Origin of the sequence: Devosia sp. CN2-171 (assembly GCF_049354815.1) — a bacterium.
Taxonomy (GTDB): domain Bacteria; phylum Pseudomonadota; class Alphaproteobacteria; order Rhizobiales; family Devosiaceae; genus Devosia_A.
Map to the genome: position 1 here is coordinate 476,209 of NZ_CP186479.1, position 16,655 is coordinate 492,863.

The window sequence follows — 16,655 nt, forward strand, 5'->3', positions numbered from 1 at the left end:
GGCCGTGGCAGCAGCCGCGGCCTCTATGCGGTCGGCCGACCCGCCGTCGCGGCGAAAAGGGCGATCGCCGCCGCGTTCGAGACGTTCAGCGATTTGATCGGGCCAGGCATGTCGAGCCGGACCATCTCGTCGCAGAGTTCGCGCGTCCGCTGCCGCAGGCCCTTGCCTTCGGCGCCGAGGACGATCGCAAGCGGCACGTCGTCGGTGCGCGGGCGCAATGGGGCAGGGGCTTCGGAATCAAAGCCAATCACGTGCAGCCCGCGCTCTTTCAGCTTCTCGATGGCATCGCCGAGATTGCGGACCTCGATCATCGGAACAAGGTCGAGCGCGCCCGATGCAGCCTTGGCCATCACGCCGGTTTCGCTGGGCGAATGACGCGAGGTCGTTACCACCGCATCCGCGCCGAACGCGCAGGCGGTGCGGAGGATCGCACCGACATTGTGCGGGTCGGTCAGCTGGTCGAGGATGACGATGAGCCGGGGGTTAGGCACGTCGTTGAGGCCGAAGCGGCTCACCGGCTCGACCTCGAGCGCCACGCCCTGGTGCACCGCGTCGGCGCCCAGCAACCGGTCGAGCTCCCTGGGCGTCGTCTCGGTGTAGCGCATCTCCACCTTGCTGCCGTCTTCCTGCAGCCGCATGAGCGCATTCGGCGTCACCAGCAGTGCGCGCTTGTCGCGGAGCGGATTCGCCAGCGCGGCGCGGACGGTGTGCAGCCCGTAGAGATAGACGGGGCCGGTATCCGGATCGTACTTGGGCTTGGGCGGAAACTTGTTGCGGCTCATGCGGATGCGGTAGCCGTTTTGAACAAGTGCGGCAAGTGAGCGAAGCCGTCATATTCGGTGTTGACAGGTTCGGCTCGCGTCAGCATAAACCGCACGCGCTCCGGACCTCGGTCCATGCGCCCGGCGAAAGCCGGCGGTTCCCAAGGGACCGGGAGAGTGTCCCGAGTGGCAAAGGGGGCGGACTGTAAATCCGCTGGCTACGCCTTCGTAGGTTCGAGTCCTACCTCTCCCACCACCCCCCTCCTGCACATTCATGCAAGACCAGGCGCTGCTGATCCGTCGCGAACAGTGGCGGCATGACTTCTATTTGCATCGCATTTGCGCCAAACGGCCAAATTGCTATCCGGGTTATTCGGTGCTTTGCTGTACTGGGCCGCGTCGCGATCATCGTGACGCCACAAGTGTATTCGGAGACAGATATGGCGTTGCTCGGCAGGTGCCTGACGGCACTGTGTTTGTTGATGTTTGCAGTCTCTAGTGCGGCCGCAGAGTCGGCGGGGTCCGCCATAGGCGTCGATCCCGAGGCGGGAATCACTGCTGATGGGGCATTGACGACTTTGGTGGTCGGGCAGGATGTCTTCCTCGGCGATCGGGTGCAGACGAGTTCGGGAGGCCGGGCCGAACTCCAGTTCAGGGACGGAACCAAGCTGGTCGTGGGCCCGCGCTCGGCGCTGGTCATCGAGGATTACCTGCTGCGCGATGACGGCAGTGCCGGCAATTTCGCGATCAACGCCTTGTCGGGCACCTTCAGGTTCGTGACTGGTGACGCGGCCAAGGACCGGTACCGCATCACGACACCGACGGGCACGATGGGCGTGCGAGGCACCGAGTTCGATTTCGTCGTCGATGGGCGACGAGCGACGGAAGTGCTGATGTACTCGGGCGCTACGGAGCTTTGTGCGGCGTCTGGCGAATGCACCGTGTTTGCCGATACCTGCGAGCTCGCGCAGATGACCAGCGAGGCAGCGGTCTCCCTGGGGCTCACCAGCAAGCTGCCGCGGGCCGAGCGCTCAAAGCTGCGGGGCATGTTCCTTTACGGCGGCTCGCAGCAGTTGCTCGCAGGAGATTTCAGGCTGCCACAGGCCGCCAAGTGCCTGACCGGCTCGCTCTCGGCCCGCGACGCCGCCGCGGCATCGGCGAAGAGCGCCGAAGCACGGGCCTCGACCTCTAGTGGCTCTACGTCAGCTCCCACTGCACCCGGTGTCGATGGCGCCGAGCCGCCGCCGGTGGACACGCCGCCACCCCCTCCGGCGCCGGTGCCTGACGACGACGGAGGCGACTGCGCGGGCCACAGCGGCCATAACCCCGGCAATTCCCAAAATTGCAGCTAGCGGAAGGTTGCAGGAGGATAGGGCAACCCCTCGCGGCATAGCTGCCGCCTGGGGTAGCCAAGTCGCGGAAAATGTGTAGAAGACGGGCAATCGGTGCGGGTGTAGCTCAATGGTAGAGCAGAAGCCTTCCAAGCTTATGACGAGGGTTCGATTCCCTTCACCCGCTCCAGCTCTCCTCACGCTGCCGGTTTCCCCGCTTCCTCGACGATCCAGTCGCGGAAGGCCTTGATTTTGCGCACGTTGCGGCGGCTCTCGGGGTAGGCGAGCCAGTAGCCGGTGCCTTCATCGATGATGCGGTCGAATGGCCGGATGAGGCGACCTTCGGCGAGTTCGCGCTCGAAGTACTCCGGCGTGAGCAGGGCTACGCCATGTCCGGCCATCGCTGCGATCGCGTCGAAAGTCTGCAGGTTCATCGACGGCGCAGTCTGGCGCTCCAGAACGTCGTGCGGCAGGCCATAGGCGTCGAGCCACGTGATCCACCATGGATCCTCGGAATCGAGCAGGGGCAGCTTGAGGATATCTGCCGGCTCCTTGATGCCGCCGACTGAAGCGGCAAGTGCCGGGGAGAGCATTGGGGTGAAGCGTACGTCGAGCAGTTTGGTGGCCGCCAGCCCTGGCCATTGGCCCTTGCCGGCCCGGACGACCACGTCCACTTCCTCGCGCGAAAAATCGACGAGCCGTTGCGTGGTCTCAAGCCGGACCGCGATCTCGGGGTGGCGCAGGTGGAAGATGCCGAGCCGCGGCGCCAGCCATTGCGCCGCGAAAGTGTGCATGGTGTTGACGATCAGCGTGCCGCCTTCGCTCTGGCCGAGATCGGAGAAGGCCTCGCGCATGATGTCGAATGCGCGGTTGATTTCCGGGGCGAGGCGCTGGCCTGCCTCGGTCAGCGCGACTTCGCGCGGCCGGCGCAGGAACAAGGGCGCGCCGACGCGCTCCTCCAGCACCTTGATCTGGTAGCTGACCGCAGCCTGGGTCATGCCCAGTTCGGCAGCCGCTCTGGTGAAGCTCAGGAGCCGGGCCGCAGCCTCGAAGACACGGATCGCGGCGAGCGGTGGAAGGTAATCCGACATAAGGCCTCCTTATGCACGGTACTCGCGCTTTGGTTGGAAATCAAAGGCTTCGTGGTGCAAATAGACATCCAACGCATCGAAGCGATGGAGATACCGATGCTCTACCAGACCAAGAAGACGCCGTTTTCCCTGTCACGCTGGCTGCGGCGTGTGGCTTTGCCTCTCAGGGCGCGGCAGGTGACCGATATCCGCGAACTCAGCCCCTATCTCAGGGACGATATCGGGGCGCGCGACCTGCACGATCCATGTTTTCGTTGAACGCGAGCGGCAGCGCCTGATGTGAAAGGGGCCCGTTGCCGGGCCCCTTGGCTATTCAGCAGTCGAGGAGATGCCCCGACCCTTTGGGTGCAGCGGTGCACTTCCACCAGAGCGGCAGGCGGGTTTCCTCGGCGGCGGTTTCAGTGGCGGTCGCCACGGACTGGCCAACGGACTTCGCTACCTCAGCGCCTTTCTCCCAGCACTCCTTCTTGAGCATCGGGAAGATCAGGCAATTGGCATGGTCATCGGTGAGCATGGTCGCCGCATTCGCGGGCAGGACGGGCACGGCAAAACTCGACGCGACGAGGGTCGCGAGTACCAGAAGCTTCTTCATGATGTTCCCCTGTACCTCCAAACGCGGACGAAGCCGCGCCAGGGAAGCCTAGCCCCATCCCCGCGGGCCGAGCAACTGGTCGCGAAAGGTTGCCCCCTTGCCACTTGCGGAGCACCGGTCTTTTCAGTAGAGGGAGGGCCGCAGGTTTTAGGGGTATAGCTCAGTTGGTAGAGCATCGGTCTCCAAAACCGAGGGTCGAGGGTTCAAGTCCTTCTGCCCCTGCCACCTGCCTAGCCTGATCACTCGCACATTTTCAGCCGGTTCCGTCGGGTCCATATGAATGGTCCATGGCGGATCAGTGCGTATCTCCATCGTGAGCGGCGGGGATGTCGAGGCCTCGGCTCGCGTATTCGCGCAGCTTGTAGCGCAGCGCGCGGATGCTGATATCGAGTATTGCTGCAGCATGGGTGCGGTTGCCGCCGGTGGCCTGCAGCGTGGCGATGATCAATTCGCGTTCGACTTCAGAAGCGCGGAGGCCGACAAGGTCGGCCGCCGCCGTGGGATCGGGGTGAAGGTCGTAGGTTGCGTGCATCTGCCCCTCGACGCCGGGAATCAGTCGTAATCATCAGGCTAGGGCGCCAAAGCTGACCAATAGCTGACACCGGCCTAAGCGTTGACACGCGGCTGTCATTGGGGCTTGCAATAGCTGGGCCAAGCCATTAGATACCGCTTCCCAGCCGCCCGGGGTGACTCGCGCGGTTATTGCTTTTTGGCCGAAAGGCCTCACTGAAAGAAGAGCTGATGGCTGGCGTCAACCCCCTGAAGTTTCTGCAAGAGGTTCGCCAGGAAGTCGGCAAGGTCACTTGGCCGACACGTCAGGAAACGCTGATTTCCACCGTCATGGTGCTGATCTTCGTCGTGCTCGCCAGCGTGTTTTTTCTGGCTGCGGACCAGGTGATCGCCTGGCTCGTGCAGCTGATGCTGTCAATCCGCTAAGCGGCAACGGATCTAGGAGCTACGGCGCGGCATGGCCAAACGCTGGTACATCGTTCAGGCTTACTCGAACTTCGAGCGCAAGGTCGCTGAGGACATCAAGCAGAAGGTCGCTCAGAAGAAGCTCGAGGAGCTGTTCGACGACGTGATCGTCCCGACCGAGAAGGTCGTGGAGATGCGCCGCGGCCGCAAGGTCGATGCCGAGCGCAAGTTCTTCCCGGGCTACGTGCTGGTGAAGATGGAAATGACCGACCAGGCGTTCCACCTCATCAAGAACACGCCCAAGGTTACCGGCTTCCTCGGCTCGGGCGACAAGCCCATGCCGATCTCGGAAAAGGAAGCCATGGCCATCCTGCAGCAGGTGCAGGAAGGCGTCGAGCACCCGAAGCCCTCCGTCTCGTTCGAGGTTGGCGAGCAGGTGCGCGTTTCGGACGGCCCGTTCGCCAGCTTCAACGGCGTGGTGGAAGAGGTCGACGAGGAACGCTCGCGCCTCAAGGTGGAAGTTTCGATCTTCGGGCGTCCGACGCCTGTCGAGCTCGAATACGGTCAGGTCGAGAAGGTCTGATTCATTGCGTCGGCGTGAGCTGATGCGCGAGTTGAAGAATTCGGCGTAAGCCGATGCGGTAGCTGCAAGGTTACCGAAAAACCGTGGGAGGGCAGGGCGGTAGCCAACCGCTCGTAAAGCCCGGACCACGGCGTCTCACAGATCCGGTGACGCGGATCACCCGCCCGCTCGTGGGCAAGTATGGAGATTGAACCATGGCAAAGAAAATCACTGGCTACCTGAAGCTTCAGGTTCCCGCCGGTTCGGCGACCCCGTCGCCGCCGATCGGTCCCGCGCTCGGCCAGCGCGGCCTCAACATCATGGAATTCTGCAAGGCGTTCAACGCCAAGACCGCAGACCAGGAAAAGGGTGCTCCGACCCCGGTCGTGATCACCATCTATGCGGACAAGAGCTTCACGTTCGAGACCCGCCTGCCGCCCGTGACCTACCTGATCAAGAAGGCCGTGAACCTGAAGTCCGGTTCCAAGCTTCCGGGCAAGGAATCGGCCGGTACCATCACGCAGAAGCAGATCCGTGCGATCGCTGAAGCGAAGATGAAGGATCTCAACGCCTATGACGTCGACCAGGCGGCGAGCATGATTGCTGGCTCTGCCCGTTCGATGGGCCTGCAGGTGGAGGGCTAACCATGACCAAGCTCGGTAAGCGTACCACTGCAATCCGCGAAGGCGTCGACCGCAAGAAGCTTTACGGCATCGAAGAAGCCGTGAAGATGGTGCGGGCACGTGCCAAGGCCAAGTTCGACGAGACCGTCGAAGTTGCGTTCAACTTGGGTGTCGATCCGCGTCACGCCGATCAGATGGTCCGCGGCGTGGTGAACCTGCCCAATGGCACCGGCAAGACCGTTCGCGTCGCCGTGTTCGCCAAGGACGCCAAGGCAGACGAGGCCCGCAAGGCCGGCGCCGACATCGTCGGTGCGGAAGACCTGGTCGAGATCGTCCAGTCGGGCAAGATCGAGTTCGATCGCGTTATCGCGACCCCGGACATGATGCCGCTCGTTGGCCGTCTCGGTAAGATCCTCGGCCCGCGCAACCTGATGCCGAACCCCAAGGTCGGCACCGTGACTCCTGATGTCGCCGGTGCGGTCAAGGCCGCCAAGGGCGGCGCGGTGGAGTTCCGCGTCGAGAAGGCCGGCATCCTGCACGCCGGCGTCGGCAAGGCTTCCTTCACCGAAGAAGCCCTGCTGCAGAACATCAAGGCGTTCGCGGACGCCGTGAACAAGGCGAAGCCGGCCGGTGCCAAGGGCACCTACGTAAAGCGCGTCGCCGTTTCGTCGACCATGGGCCCTGGCGTCCATGTCGATCCATCGTCGGTCCACTAAGACCGATCCAGTTTCCGGCGGGTTCGCCCGCCGGAATTGCTGACCGAGAGGCCAGCAAAAGTCCTGTCCGAGACTGCGGGTACGCCGCAAGGCGCCTAAACTTTAAGAGGCCCGCATAGATGGGGTGAAGACCGGAATTCGTTCCGGTTCGAACCAGGCCAGTTGCCGCCAAGGGGCATTTCGCCCTCCAACGGTCAGCCGGTTGACAGGCATCAACCGCTGCACTCCTGACGGAGGGCAGCAATTGGCAAAGGTCCGGGACCTACCTCCGGACCATATGTGGAGACTAGCAGTGGAAAGAGCGGAAAAGGCTGAGCTCATCACCTCGCTCCAGGCGTCGTTCGCGACGGCTGGCTCGATCGTGGTTGCTCAGAACGCCGGCCTGACCGTTGCCGACCTGGAGAATCTGCGCAGGCAGATGAAGCAGGCCGGTGGCACGATCAAGGTCGCCAAGAACCGCCTTGCCAAGCTTGCTCTTAAGGAAACCGACAACGCCGACATCTCGGCCCTGTTCACAGGTCCGACCGTCGTCGCCTTCGCAACGGATCCCATGACCGCGCCGAAAGTCGCGGCCGCTTTCGCCGACAAGAACCAGAAGTTCGTGGTTCTCGGTGGCGCAATGGGGAAGACCGGGCTCGACGCCAACAACGTCAAGGCGCTCGCCACGATGCCGTCGCTGGATCAGCTCCGCGCCACGCTTGCTGGGATGCTCAAGCAGCCCGCCACGCGTATCGCGTCTGTCCTGCAGGCTCCTGGTGGTGCGGTTGCACGGGTCATCTCGGCTCACGCCGAGAAGAGCAATGCAGCATAGGCAAACTACCCACGTGGGGCCGTCGCGGCCCTCCACGGTTCGAACTGAAACAGAAAACACGAAAGTGAACTCAAATGGCTGATCTCGCCAAACTCGTAGACGACCTCTCGGCTCTCACCGTCCTCGAGGCTTCGGAACTGTCGAAGCTTCTGGAAGAGAAGTGGGGCGTCTCGGCTGCTGCTCCGGTCGCTGTTGCGGCCGCTGCTCCGGGTGCCGCTGCTGCTGCCCCGGCCGAAGAGAAGACTGAATTCGACGTGATCCTCGCCTCGTTCGGCGAGAACAAGATCAACGTCATCAAGGAAGTCCGCGCCATCACCGGCCTGGGTCTCGGCGAAGCCAAGGCTCTGGTCGAGAGCGCTCCGAAGGCCATCAAGGAAGCTGCCACCAAGGCAGAGGCCGAGGATATCAAGAAGAAGCTGGAAGCTGCCGGCGCCAAGGTCGAACTCAAGTAAGTTCGCCTGCCAAACTCCGGGGCAGCGCCAGTGGCGCTGCCTCATTCCCGCCCCGTTGTCGACTACAAGGGGCGTCGTCACCCGACGATTGGATGGTCGGGCAGGGACGCAAGCAGCGGCGCCGGGATGCAGATTCCGAGCAAGCCGCGAAAGTTTTGAGTTGCGGAACTGAGGGCCTCCCTCCCATCGAGGCCTGGACTAACAACAAACAAGGCTGATGTCCTGATGCCCGACGGCTGATAGTCGGGCCTTTGGACATCTGCCTCCGAGACATCGAGAGAAACAGGAGCTGGTATGGCTACCACGTTCAACGGCCGCCGTAAGGTACGCAAATCTTTCGGCAGCATTCGCGAAGTCACGGAGATGCCCAATCTGATCGAGGTCCAGAAGGCCTCCTATGATCAGTTCCTCATCGTGGACGAGCCCAAGGGCGGTCGTTCCGACGAGGGGCTTCAATCCGTTTTCCGGTCGGTCTTCCCGATCACCGATTTTTCGAACACCGCTTCCCTCGAATTCGTGAAGTACGAGTTCGAGCAGCCGAAGTATGACGTCGACGAGTGCCGTCAGCGCGACATGACGTTCGCAGCGCCGCTCAAGGTCACGCTTCGCCTCATCGTGTTCGAAGTCGACGAGGAAACCGGCGCCCGTTCGGTCAAGGACATCAAGGAGCAGGACGTCTACATGGGCGACATGCCCTTCATGACGTCCAACGGTACCTTCATCGTGAACGGCACCGAGCGCGTGATCGTGTCCCAGATGCACCGTTCGCCTGGCGTGTTTTTCGACCACGACAAGGGCAAGACCCATTCGTCGGGCAAGCTGCTCTTCGCCGCCCGCATCATCCCGTACCGCGGCTCGTGGCTCGATATCGAGTTCGACGCCAAGGACATCGTCTACGCCCGTATCGACCGCCGCCGTAAGATCCCGGTGACCTCGCTGCTCAAGGCCCTCGGCCTCGATGCCGAGGAGATTCTCGACACCTATTACGACACCGTGTCGTTCGAGAAGACCAAGACCGGCTGGAAGAAGCCGTTCGACGCCGAGAAGATGAAGAACGCCAAGCCGACGTTCGACCTCATCGACGCCAATACCGGCGACGTGGTCCACGAAGGCGGCAAGAAGCTCTCCCCGCGGCAGGCCAAGAAGCTCGCCACGGACGGCCTCACGCACCTCGCGGTGGTCGAAGAGGATCTCTACGGCCAGTTCATCGCCCAGGACCTCGTGGACCTGAAGACCGGTGAGATTTTTGCCGAAGCCGGCGACGAGCTCGACGAGAAGCTGGTCACCAAGCTCAAGGACAAGGGCTTCGACGAGCTCCCGATCCTCGACATCGACCACGTCAACGTGGGCGCCTACATCCGCAACACGCTCGCCGTCGACAAGAACGAGTCCCGCGAGGACGCGCTGTTCGACATCTACCGCGTGATGCGTCCGGGTGAGCCGCCGACCGTCGAAACCGCCGAAGCCATGTTCAAGTCGCTGTTCTTCGACAGCGAGCGCTACGACCTCTCGGCCGTTGGTCGCGTGAAGATGAACATGCGTCTCGACCTCAATGTCGATGACACCGTTCGTATCCTCCGCAAGGAAGACATCGTCGAGGTCATTCGTACCCTCGTCGACCTCCGCGACGGCAAGGGCGAGATCGACGACATCGACAATCTCGGCAACCGCCGGGTGCGTTCGGTCGGCGAGCTGATGGAGAACCACTACCGGCTCGGGCTGCTCCGCATGGAGCGCGCGATCAAGGAGCGCATGTCGTCGGTCGAGATCGACACCGTCATGCCGCAGGACCTGATCAACGCCAAGCCGGCGGCCGCCGCAGTGCGCGAGTTCTTCGGCTCATCGCAGTTGTCGCAGTTCATGGACCAGACCAATCCGCTCTCGGAAGTCTCGCACAAGCGCCGCCTCTCGGCGCTCGGGCCTGGCGGTCTTACCCGTGAGCGCGCCGGCTTCGAAGTCCGTGACGTGCATCCGACCCACTACGGCCGTATCTGCCCGATCGAGACGCCGGAAGGCCCGAACATCGGCCTGATCAACAACCTCGCGACCTACGCCCACGTCAACAAGTACGGCTTCATCGAGACGCCGTACCGCAAGATCGTGGACGGCCACGTCACTGACGAGGTCGTCTATCTGTCGGCAATGGAGGAGGCCAAGCACTACGTTGCCCAGGCCAATGCCAAGCTGACCAAGAAGGGCGAGTTCGTCGACGACCTCGTCGTTGCCCGCCATGCCGGCGACAACGGCCTGACGCCGAAAGAGACGATCGACCTGATGGACGTTTCGCCCAAGCAGGTCATCTCGGTCGCTGCCTCGCTGATCCCGTTCCTCGAGAACGACGACGCCAACCGCGCCCTGATGGGCTCGAACATGCAGAAGCAGGCTGTGCCGCTGCTGCGTGCCGAGGCTCCCTTCGTGGGCACGGGCATGGAGTCGGTGGTGGCTCGTGACTCGGGTGCCGCCATCGTCGCCAAGCGCAAGGGTATCGTCGACCAGGTTGACGCGACCCGTATCGTTATCCGCGCGACGGAAGAGACCGATCCTGGCAAGCCGGGCGTCGACATCTACAACCTGATGAAGTTCCAGCGTTCGAACCAGTCGACCTGCATCAACCAGCGTCCGCTGGTGGTTGTGGGTGACCACATTGACGCCGGCGACATCGTTGCGGATGGTCCGTCGACCGACCTGGGCGACTTGGCTCTCGGCCGGAACGTTCTCGTCGCGTTCATGCCGTGGAACGGCTACAACTTCGAAGACTCGATCCTGCTGAGCGAAAAGATCGCCATGCAGGACGTGTTCACCTCGATCCATATCGAGGAATACGAAGTGATGGCCCGTGACACCAAGCTCGGTCCTGAGGAAATCACCCGCGACATCCCGAACGTCTCGGAAGAGGCGCTCAAGAACCTCGACGAAGCCGGTATCGTGCATATCGGTGCGGAGGTCGCAGCCGGTGACATCCTCGTCGGCAAGATCACGCCGAAGGGCGAAAGTCCGATGACGCCGGAAGAAAAGCTCCTCCGCGCCATCTTCGGCGAGAAGGCCTCGGACGTCCGTGATACCTCGCTCCGCGTTCCGCCGGGCGATGCTGGTACTGTCGTTGAAGTGCGCGTGTTCAACCGCCACGGCATCGACAAGGACGAGCGCGCCATGGCCATCGAGCGCGAGGAAATCGAGCGTCTCGCGAAGGACCGTGATGACGAGCAGTCGATCCTCGATCGCAACGTCTATGCGCGCCTGAAGGAAATGCTGTTCGGCAAGACCGCCACGACCGGCCCGAAGGGCTATGTCGCCGGCTCCAAGCTGAACGATGCGACCTTCGACGCCCAGCCGCGGTCCAAGTGGTGGCAGTTCGCCCTCGAGGACGACAAGGTCATGGCCGAGATGGAGGCCCTCCACGCTCAGTACGAGGAGAGCCGCAAGCTGCTCGAGCAGCGCTTCATCGACAAGGTCGACAAGCTGCAGCGCGGTGACGAACTTCCGCCGGGCGTGATGAAGATGGTCAAGGTCTTCGTTGCGACCAAGCGCAAGATCCAGCCGGGCGACAAGATGGCCGGCCGTCACGGCAACAAGGGTGTGGTTTCCCGCATCGTGCCGATCGAGGACATGCCGTATCTGGAAGACGGCACCCACGTCGACATCGTGCTGAACCCGCTCGGCGTGCCGTCGCGCATGAACGTCGGTCAGATCCTCGAAACCCACCTTGGCTGGGCATGCCGCGGCGTGGGCAAGAAGATCGACGAGATGATGAAGATCTACCAGCAGAAGGGTGATCTGACTCCGCTCAAGAAGGAGATCAGCGCGCTCTATGACGGTGACGACTACGTCGCCGGTCTCGACGACGACTCGATCGCCCGTCTCGGCGAGCACCTGTCGAAGGGTGTTCCGATCGCGACGCCGGTGTTCGACGGCGCCAAGGAGACCGACATCGTCGATATGCTGAACCGCGCGGGGCTCAAGACCTCGGGCCAGTCCAGTGTGTTCGACGGCCGTACCGGTGAGCAGTTCGATCGCCAGGTGACTGTGGGCTACATCTATATGCTGAAGCTCCACCACCTCGTGGACGACAAGATCCACGCGCGTTCGATCGGCCCGTACTCGCTCGTTACCCAGCAGCCGCTCGGTGGCAAGGCGCAGTTCGGCGGTCAGCGCTTCGGCGAAATGGAAGTGTGGGCGCTCGAGGCTTACGGCGCGGCGTACACCCTCCAGGAAATGCTGACGATCAAGTCGGACGACGTTGCCGGTCGTACCAAGGTCTACGAGGCGATCGTCCGCGGCGACGACACCTTCGAAGCGGGCATCCCCGAGAGCTTCAACGTTCTCGTCAAGGAAATCCGTTCGCTGGGCCTCAATGTCGAGCTGGATACTTTCGAAGGCGAGGCTCTGCCCCAGGGCGGCCCGGCCGACCAGCTTGCCCCTCCTCAGAACGCGGCGGAATAAGGCTGCCACGTTCACCCCAACACCACTTCGGTGCGCTCCGGGCCAGAAACCCGGAGCCATCGAGAAGAGGAGCTAAATACTGATGACCACTCATCACCACGTTATGGACCCGTTCAATCCGCAGGTCCCGGTTCAGATGTTCGATCAGATGAAGATCAGCATCGCGAGCCCCGAGAAGATCCTCAGCTGGTCCTACGGCGAGATCAAGAAGCCGGAAACCATCAACTACCGTACGTTCAAGCCCGAGCGTGACGGCCTGTTCTGTGCGCGCATCTTCGGGCCCGTGAAGGACTACGAGTGCCTGTGCGGCAAGTACAAGCGCATGAAGTTCAAGGGCGTCATCTGCGAGAAGTGCGGCGTCGAAGTCACGCTGAGCCGCGTCCGTCGCGAGCGCATGGGCCACATCGAGCTCGCGGCTCCCGTTGCGCACATCTGGTTCCTCAAGTCGCTGCCGTCGCGCATCGCGCTGCTGCTCGACATGACGCTGAAGGACATCGAGCGCATCCTCTACTTCGAGCAGTACGTCGTGCTGGACCCGGGTCTGACCCCGTTCGGCGTAAACGAGCTGGTCACCGAGGAGCAGTATCTCGACGCGCAGGACCAGTACGGCGCCGACACCTTCACCGCCAAGATCGGCGCTGAGGCCATCCGCGACCTGCTGCTCTCGCTCGACCTCGAGAAGATCGCTGCCGATCTCCGCGTCGAGATCGCCGAGGCTACCACCGAGCTGAAGCCGAAGAAGCTGGCCAAGCGCCTAAAGATCGTCGAGCAGTTCATCGTCTCGGGCAACAAGCCCGAGTGGATGATCATGACCGTCATTCCGGTCATTCCGCCCGAGCTTCGTCCGCTCGTCCCGCTGGACGGCGGCCGCTTTGCGACGTCCGATCTGAACGACCTCTACCGTCGCGTGATCAACCGCAACAACCGTCTGAAGCGCCTCATCGAGCTTCGTGCGCCGGACATCATCATCCGCAACGAGAAGCGCATGCTTCAGGAAGCGGTGGATGCGCTGTTCGACAACGGTCGCCGTGGCCGCACCATCACTGGTGCGAACAAGCGTCCGCTGAAGTCGCTCTCCGACATGCTCAAGGGCAAGCAGGGCCGGTTCCGCCAGAACCTGCTCGGCAAGCGCGTGGACTATTCCGGCCGTTCGGTGATCACCGTGGGTCCGGAGCTCAAGCTGCACCAGTGCGGCCTGCCCAAGAAGATGGCGCTCGAGCTGTTCAAGCCGTTCATCTACTCGCGTCTCGAGGCCAAGGGTCTGTCGTCGACCGTCAAGCAGGCCAAGAAGCTCGTCGAGAAGGAGAAGCCCGAGGTCTGGGATATCCTCGATGAAGTGATCCGCGAGCACCCGGTTCTGCTGAACCGCGCTCCGACCCTTCACCGCCTGGGCATCCAGGCGTTCGAGCCGCACCTGATCGAAGGCAAGGCGATCCAGCTGCATCCGCTCGTCTGTGCGGCGTTCAACGCCGACTTCGACGGTGACCAGATGGCAGTGCACGTCCCGCTGTCGCTCGAAGCGCAGCTGGAAGCGCGCGTGCTGATGATGTCGACCAACAACATCCTGCATCCCGCCAACGGCCAGCCGATCATCGTGCCGAGCCAGGACATCGTGCTGGGTCTCTACCACCTCTCCCTCATGAACGAGGGTGAGCCGGGGCAGGGCATGGCCTTCTCGGACATGGGCGAGCTCGAGCATGCTCTCTCGTCCGGCACCGTGACGATGCACACCAAGATCAAGGGCCGCGTCGACGTCTACGACGAGGATGGCAAGCATTCGACCGAGATCGTGGAAACGACCCCGGGCCGCATGATCCTCGGCAAGCTGCTGCCCAAGTCGGTCAAGGTTCCGTACGCCACGGCCAACCAGCTGATGACCAAGAAGATGATCTCCAAGATGATCGACACCGTGTATCGCGGTTGCGGTCAGAAGGAGACGGTCATTTTCTGTGACCGCATCATGGACCTGGGCTTCAAGCACGCTGCCCGCGCCGGCATCTCGTTCGGCAAGGACGACATGGTTATCCCGGCCTCGAAGTACAAAATCGTCGAGGACACCCGGAAGCTGGTCGAGGAATTCGAGCAGCAGTACAACGACGGCCTGATCACTCAGGGCGAGAAGTACAACAAGGTCGTCGACGCCTGGGCCAAGTGCGGTGACAAGGTCGCCGAGGAAATGATGAAGGGTATCGCCGCGGTCAAGTTCGACCCGGAGACCGGCCGTCAGCTTCCGATCAACTCGGTCTACATGATGAGCCACTCGGGCGCCCGCGGTTCGCCGGCGCAGATGAAGCAGCTCGCCGGTATGCGCGGCCTGATGGCGCGTCCGGATGGCTCGATCATCGAGACCCCGATCACGGCCAACTTCAAGGAAGGCCTGAACGTTCTCGAGTACTTCAACTCGACCCACGGCGCCCGTAAGGGTCTCGCGGACACCGCGCTGAAGACCGCGAACTCGGGGTACCTGACCCGTCGTCTCGTCGACGTGGCCCAGGACTCGATCATCACCGAGATCGACTGCGGTACCGATCGCGGCCTGACGATGGAACCCATCGTCGATGCCGGCCAGATCGTGGCCTCGCTGGGTCAGCGCATTCTCGGCCGTACCACGGCTGACGATGTGGTGAACCCCGAGAACGGCGACGTCATCGTTCCCAAGGGCACGCTGCTCACCGAAAAGGACGTGGAGCTCATCGAGAGCTACAAGGTCCAGTCGATGCGCATCCGCTCGCCGCTGACCTGCGATCTCCGCCAGGGCTGCTGCGCCGCGTGCTACGGCCGCGATCTCGCTCGCGGTACTCCGGTCAACATCGGCGAAGCGGTTGGCGTTATCGCCGCCCAGTCAATCGGCGAGCCGGGCACTCAGCTCACCATGCGCACGTTCCACATCGGTGGCACGGCACAGGTGGTTGACTCGTCCTACCTCGAGGCTGGTGCCGAGGGTAAGATCGAGATCCGCAACCGCAACGTCGCCAAGATCGAAGGCGGCCAGCTGGTCGCCATGGGCCGCAACGTGACGATCGCCATCCTCGACCCCGAGGGCAAGGACCGGGCCACGCACCGCGTGACCTATGGTGCCAAGCTCCGTGTCGATGATGGTGCTGAAGTGAAGCGCGGCCAGCGTATCGCCGAATGGGACCCCTACACCCGTCCGGTGCTCGCGGAAGTCGAAGGCGAAGTGGCCTTCGAGGATCTGGTCGATGGTGCCTCGGTTGCCGAAACCACTGACGAGACGACGGGCTTCACCAAGCGCGTCGTGTCCGATTGGCGCGGCAGCCAGCGCAACGACAGCCTGAAGCCGGCCATCACGATCAAGCGCGGCGACACCGTCGTTAAGCTCGATCGCGGCGGTGAGGCCCGGTACCTGCTCTCGGTGGACGCGGTTATTGCCGTCGAGCCCGGTGAGAAGGTGTCGCCTGGTGACGTGTTGGCGCGTATTCCGCTGGAAAGCGCCAAGACCAAGGACATCACCGGCGGTCTGCCGCGTGTGGCCGAACTGTTCGAGGCTCGTCGTCCGAAGGATCACGCGATCATTGCCGAAATCACCGGCACGATCCGCTTCGGTCGCGACTACAAGAACAAGCGCCGCATCATCATCGAGGCATCCGAAGAGGGCGCCGAGGCAGTCGAGTACCTGATCCCGAAGGGCAAGCCGTTCCATCTCCAGGAAGGCGACACCATCGAGAAGGGCGAGTACATCCTCGACGGCAATCCGGCACCGCACGACATCCTGGCCATCAAGGGCGTGGAGGAGCTTGCTCGCTACCTCGTCAATGAGATCCAGGAGGTCTACCGGCTCCAGGGCGTGCTGATCAACGACAAGCACATCGAGGTGATCGTTCGCCAGATGCTGCAGAAGGTCGAGATCGTGAACCCGGGTGACTCGGGCATGCTCAAGGACGAGCAGCTCGACAAGCTCGACTTCGATGAGCTCAACGATCAGCTGGTGGCCGACGGCAAGACGCCGGCGACTGCCAACCCGGTGCTGCTCGGCATCACCAAGGCCTCGCTGCAGACCCGCTCGTTCGTGTCGGCCGCGTCCTTCCAGGAAACCACCCGCGTCCTCACCGAGGCGGCAGTTTCCGGCAAGGCCGACCTGCTCGAAGGTCTCAAGGAGAACGTCATCGTCGGCCGCCTCATCCCGGCGGGTACCGGTGCCGGTACCTCGAAGGCCAAGGGCATCGCGGCTCGCCGCGATGAGATGATCCTCGACGAGCGTCGCCGCCAGGCCGAAGCCGTCGCCATCCCGGCCCCGGACGCAGTGCCGTCCGAGCCGGCCGAGTAAGCGGCTCGCTAGCTACGAAGTTCGAAAGGGCCCTCCGGGGCCCTTTCTTTTTGCTGCCAAGAGACTAGTCGTTTCG

Annotated in this window: 14 protein-coding genes and 3 tRNA genes; 13 read left to right on the top strand and 4 right to left on the bottom strand. The window is 62.8% G+C overall.

Annotation, left to right across the window (positions count from 1 at the left end; translation table 11 throughout):
* Window positions 1-23: 23 nt before the first annotated feature.
* Complete coding sequence (gene rlmB, locus ACOYW5_RS02420; RefSeq protein ID WP_423067679.1) at window positions 24-782, bottom strand: 23S rRNA (guanosine(2251)-2'-O)-methyltransferase RlmB; 759 nt, start codon at window positions 780-782, stop codon at window positions 24-26.
* Window positions 783-932: 150 nt separating this feature from the next.
* Between rlmB and ACOYW5_RS02425 the strand changes: the two genes are divergently transcribed.
* From ACOYW5_RS02425 to ACOYW5_RS02435, 3 genes are all read left to right on the top strand, one after another.
* Window positions 933-1,017, top strand: a tRNA-Tyr gene (locus tag ACOYW5_RS02425).
* 184 nt (window positions 1,018-1,201) lie between these two features.
* Window positions 1,202-2,113, top strand: coding sequence for a FecR family protein (locus tag ACOYW5_RS02430; protein ID WP_423067680.1), 912 nt, complete (start codon window positions 1,202-1,204; stop codon window positions 2,111-2,113).
* A 95-nt stretch (window positions 2,114-2,208) separates the two neighbouring features.
* A tRNA-Gly gene (locus ACOYW5_RS02435) sits at window positions 2,209-2,282 on the top strand.
* Window positions 2,283-2,289: 7 nt separating this feature from the next.
* Here ACOYW5_RS02435 and gcvA read toward each other — a convergent pair.
* Complete coding sequence (gene gcvA, locus ACOYW5_RS02440) at window positions 2,290-3,183, bottom strand: transcriptional regulator GcvA (protein ID WP_423067681.1); 894 nt, start codon at window positions 3,181-3,183, stop codon at window positions 2,290-2,292.
* A 33-nt stretch (window positions 3,184-3,216) separates the two neighbouring features.
* Here gcvA and ACOYW5_RS02445 point away from each other — a divergent pair, with 33 nt between their 5' ends.
* Window positions 3,217-3,441: a hypothetical protein gene (locus ACOYW5_RS02445; RefSeq protein ID WP_423067682.1), complete on the top strand. Its 225-nt coding sequence runs from the start codon at window positions 3,217-3,219 to the stop codon at window positions 3,439-3,441.
* A gap of 55 nt (window positions 3,442-3,496) precedes the next feature.
* Here the strand turns inward: ACOYW5_RS02445 and ACOYW5_RS02450 are convergent, their stop codons facing one another.
* Window positions 3,497-3,775 (bottom strand): hypothetical protein, encoded by a 279-nt coding sequence (locus tag ACOYW5_RS02450; RefSeq protein WP_423067683.1) that lies wholly within the window; start codon window positions 3,773-3,775, stop codon window positions 3,497-3,499.
* A 149-nt stretch (window positions 3,776-3,924) separates the two neighbouring features.
* On the opposite strand from ACOYW5_RS02450, the gene ACOYW5_RS02455 reads away from it, so the two are divergent.
* Window positions 3,925-4,000, top strand: a tRNA-Trp gene (locus tag ACOYW5_RS02455).
* Between the two features lie 70 nt (window positions 4,001-4,070).
* Here the strand turns inward: ACOYW5_RS02455 and ACOYW5_RS02460 are convergent.
* Entirely contained in the window at window positions 4,071-4,307 is a 237-nt protein-coding gene (locus tag ACOYW5_RS02460) for a helix-turn-helix domain-containing protein (RefSeq protein ID WP_423067684.1), read from the bottom strand.
* Between the two features lie 209 nt (window positions 4,308-4,516).
* On the opposite strand from ACOYW5_RS02460, the gene secE reads away from it, so the two are divergent.
* From secE to rpoC, 8 genes are all read left to right on the top strand, one after another.
* Window positions 4,517-4,711 (top strand): preprotein translocase subunit SecE, encoded by a 195-nt coding sequence (gene secE, locus ACOYW5_RS02465; protein WP_423067685.1) that lies wholly within the window; start codon window positions 4,517-4,519, stop codon window positions 4,709-4,711.
* Window positions 4,712-4,742: 31 nt separating this feature from the next.
* Window positions 4,743-5,273 carry a transcription termination/antitermination protein NusG gene (gene nusG / locus ACOYW5_RS02470; protein WP_273957950.1) on the top strand — a complete coding sequence of 177 codons (531 nt, stop codon included), beginning with the start codon at window positions 4,743-4,745 and terminating at the stop codon, window positions 5,271-5,273.
* 194 nt (window positions 5,274-5,467) lie between these two features.
* The gene (gene rplK, locus ACOYW5_RS02475) at window positions 5,468-5,896 is read left to right on the top strand and encodes a 50S ribosomal protein L11 (RefSeq protein WP_423067686.1); all 429 of its coding nucleotides are present in this window, start codon (window positions 5,468-5,470) and stop codon (window positions 5,894-5,896) included.
* 2 nt (window positions 5,897-5,898) lie between these two features.
* Window positions 5,899-6,591, top strand: coding sequence for a 50S ribosomal protein L1 (gene rplA / locus ACOYW5_RS02480; RefSeq protein ID WP_423067687.1), 693 nt, complete (start codon window positions 5,899-5,901; stop codon window positions 6,589-6,591).
* A 292-nt stretch (window positions 6,592-6,883) separates the two neighbouring features.
* Window positions 6,884-7,402, top strand: a complete 519-nt coding sequence (rplJ, locus tag ACOYW5_RS02485; RefSeq protein ID WP_423069390.1) for a 50S ribosomal protein L10 — start codon at window positions 6,884-6,886, stop codon at window positions 7,400-7,402.
* Window positions 7,403-7,476: 74 nt separating this feature from the next.
* Entirely contained in the window at window positions 7,477-7,854 is a 378-nt protein-coding gene (gene rplL, locus ACOYW5_RS02490) for a 50S ribosomal protein L7/L12 (protein ID WP_423067688.1), read from the top strand.
* A gap of 294 nt (window positions 7,855-8,148) precedes the next feature.
* On the top strand, window positions 8,149-12,294 hold the full coding sequence (rpoB, locus tag ACOYW5_RS02495; RefSeq protein WP_423067689.1) for a DNA-directed RNA polymerase subunit beta: 4,146 nt from the start codon (window positions 8,149-8,151) through the stop codon (window positions 12,292-12,294).
* Window positions 12,295-12,376: 82 nt separating this feature from the next.
* Window positions 12,377-16,579 carry a DNA-directed RNA polymerase subunit beta' gene (gene rpoC / locus ACOYW5_RS02500; protein ID WP_423067690.1) on the top strand — a complete coding sequence of 1,401 codons (4,203 nt, stop codon included), beginning with the start codon at window positions 12,377-12,379 and terminating at the stop codon, window positions 16,577-16,579.
* Window positions 16,580-16,655: the final 76 nt, after the last annotated feature.

Excerpts from the sequence above, each read along its gene's own strand:
- rlmB (WP_423067679.1), bottom strand. The coding sequence starts at position 782 with ATGAGCCGCAACAAGTTTCCGCCCAAGCCCAAGTACGATCCGGATACC.
- ACOYW5_RS02430 (WP_423067680.1), top strand. The coding sequence starts at position 1,202 with ATGGCGTTGCTCGGCAGGTGCCTGACGGCACTGTGTTTGTTGATGTTT.
- gcvA (WP_423067681.1), bottom strand. The coding sequence starts at position 3,183 with ATGTCGGATTACCTTCCACCGCTCGCCGCGATCCGTGTCTTCGAGGCT.
- ACOYW5_RS02450 (WP_423067683.1), bottom strand. The coding sequence starts at position 3,775 with ATGAAGAAGCTTCTGGTACTCGCGACCCTCGTCGCGTCGAGTTTTGCC.
- ACOYW5_RS02460 (WP_423067684.1), bottom strand. The coding sequence starts at position 4,307 with ATGCACGCAACCTACGACCTTCACCCCGATCCCACGGCGGCGGCCGAC.
- secE (WP_423067685.1), top strand. The coding sequence starts at position 4,517 with ATGGCTGGCGTCAACCCCCTGAAGTTTCTGCAAGAGGTTCGCCAGGAA.
- nusG (WP_273957950.1), top strand. The coding sequence starts at position 4,743 with ATGGCCAAACGCTGGTACATCGTTCAGGCTTACTCGAACTTCGAGCGC.
- rplK (WP_423067686.1), top strand. The coding sequence starts at position 5,468 with ATGGCAAAGAAAATCACTGGCTACCTGAAGCTTCAGGTTCCCGCCGGT.
- rplA (WP_423067687.1), top strand. The coding sequence starts at position 5,899 with ATGACCAAGCTCGGTAAGCGTACCACTGCAATCCGCGAAGGCGTCGAC.
- rplL (WP_423067688.1), top strand. The coding sequence starts at position 7,477 with ATGGCTGATCTCGCCAAACTCGTAGACGACCTCTCGGCTCTCACCGTC.
- rpoB (WP_423067689.1), top strand. The coding sequence starts at position 8,149 with ATGGCTACCACGTTCAACGGCCGCCGTAAGGTACGCAAATCTTTCGGC.
- rpoC (WP_423067690.1), top strand. The coding sequence starts at position 12,377 with ATGACCACTCATCACCACGTTATGGACCCGTTCAATCCGCAGGTCCCG.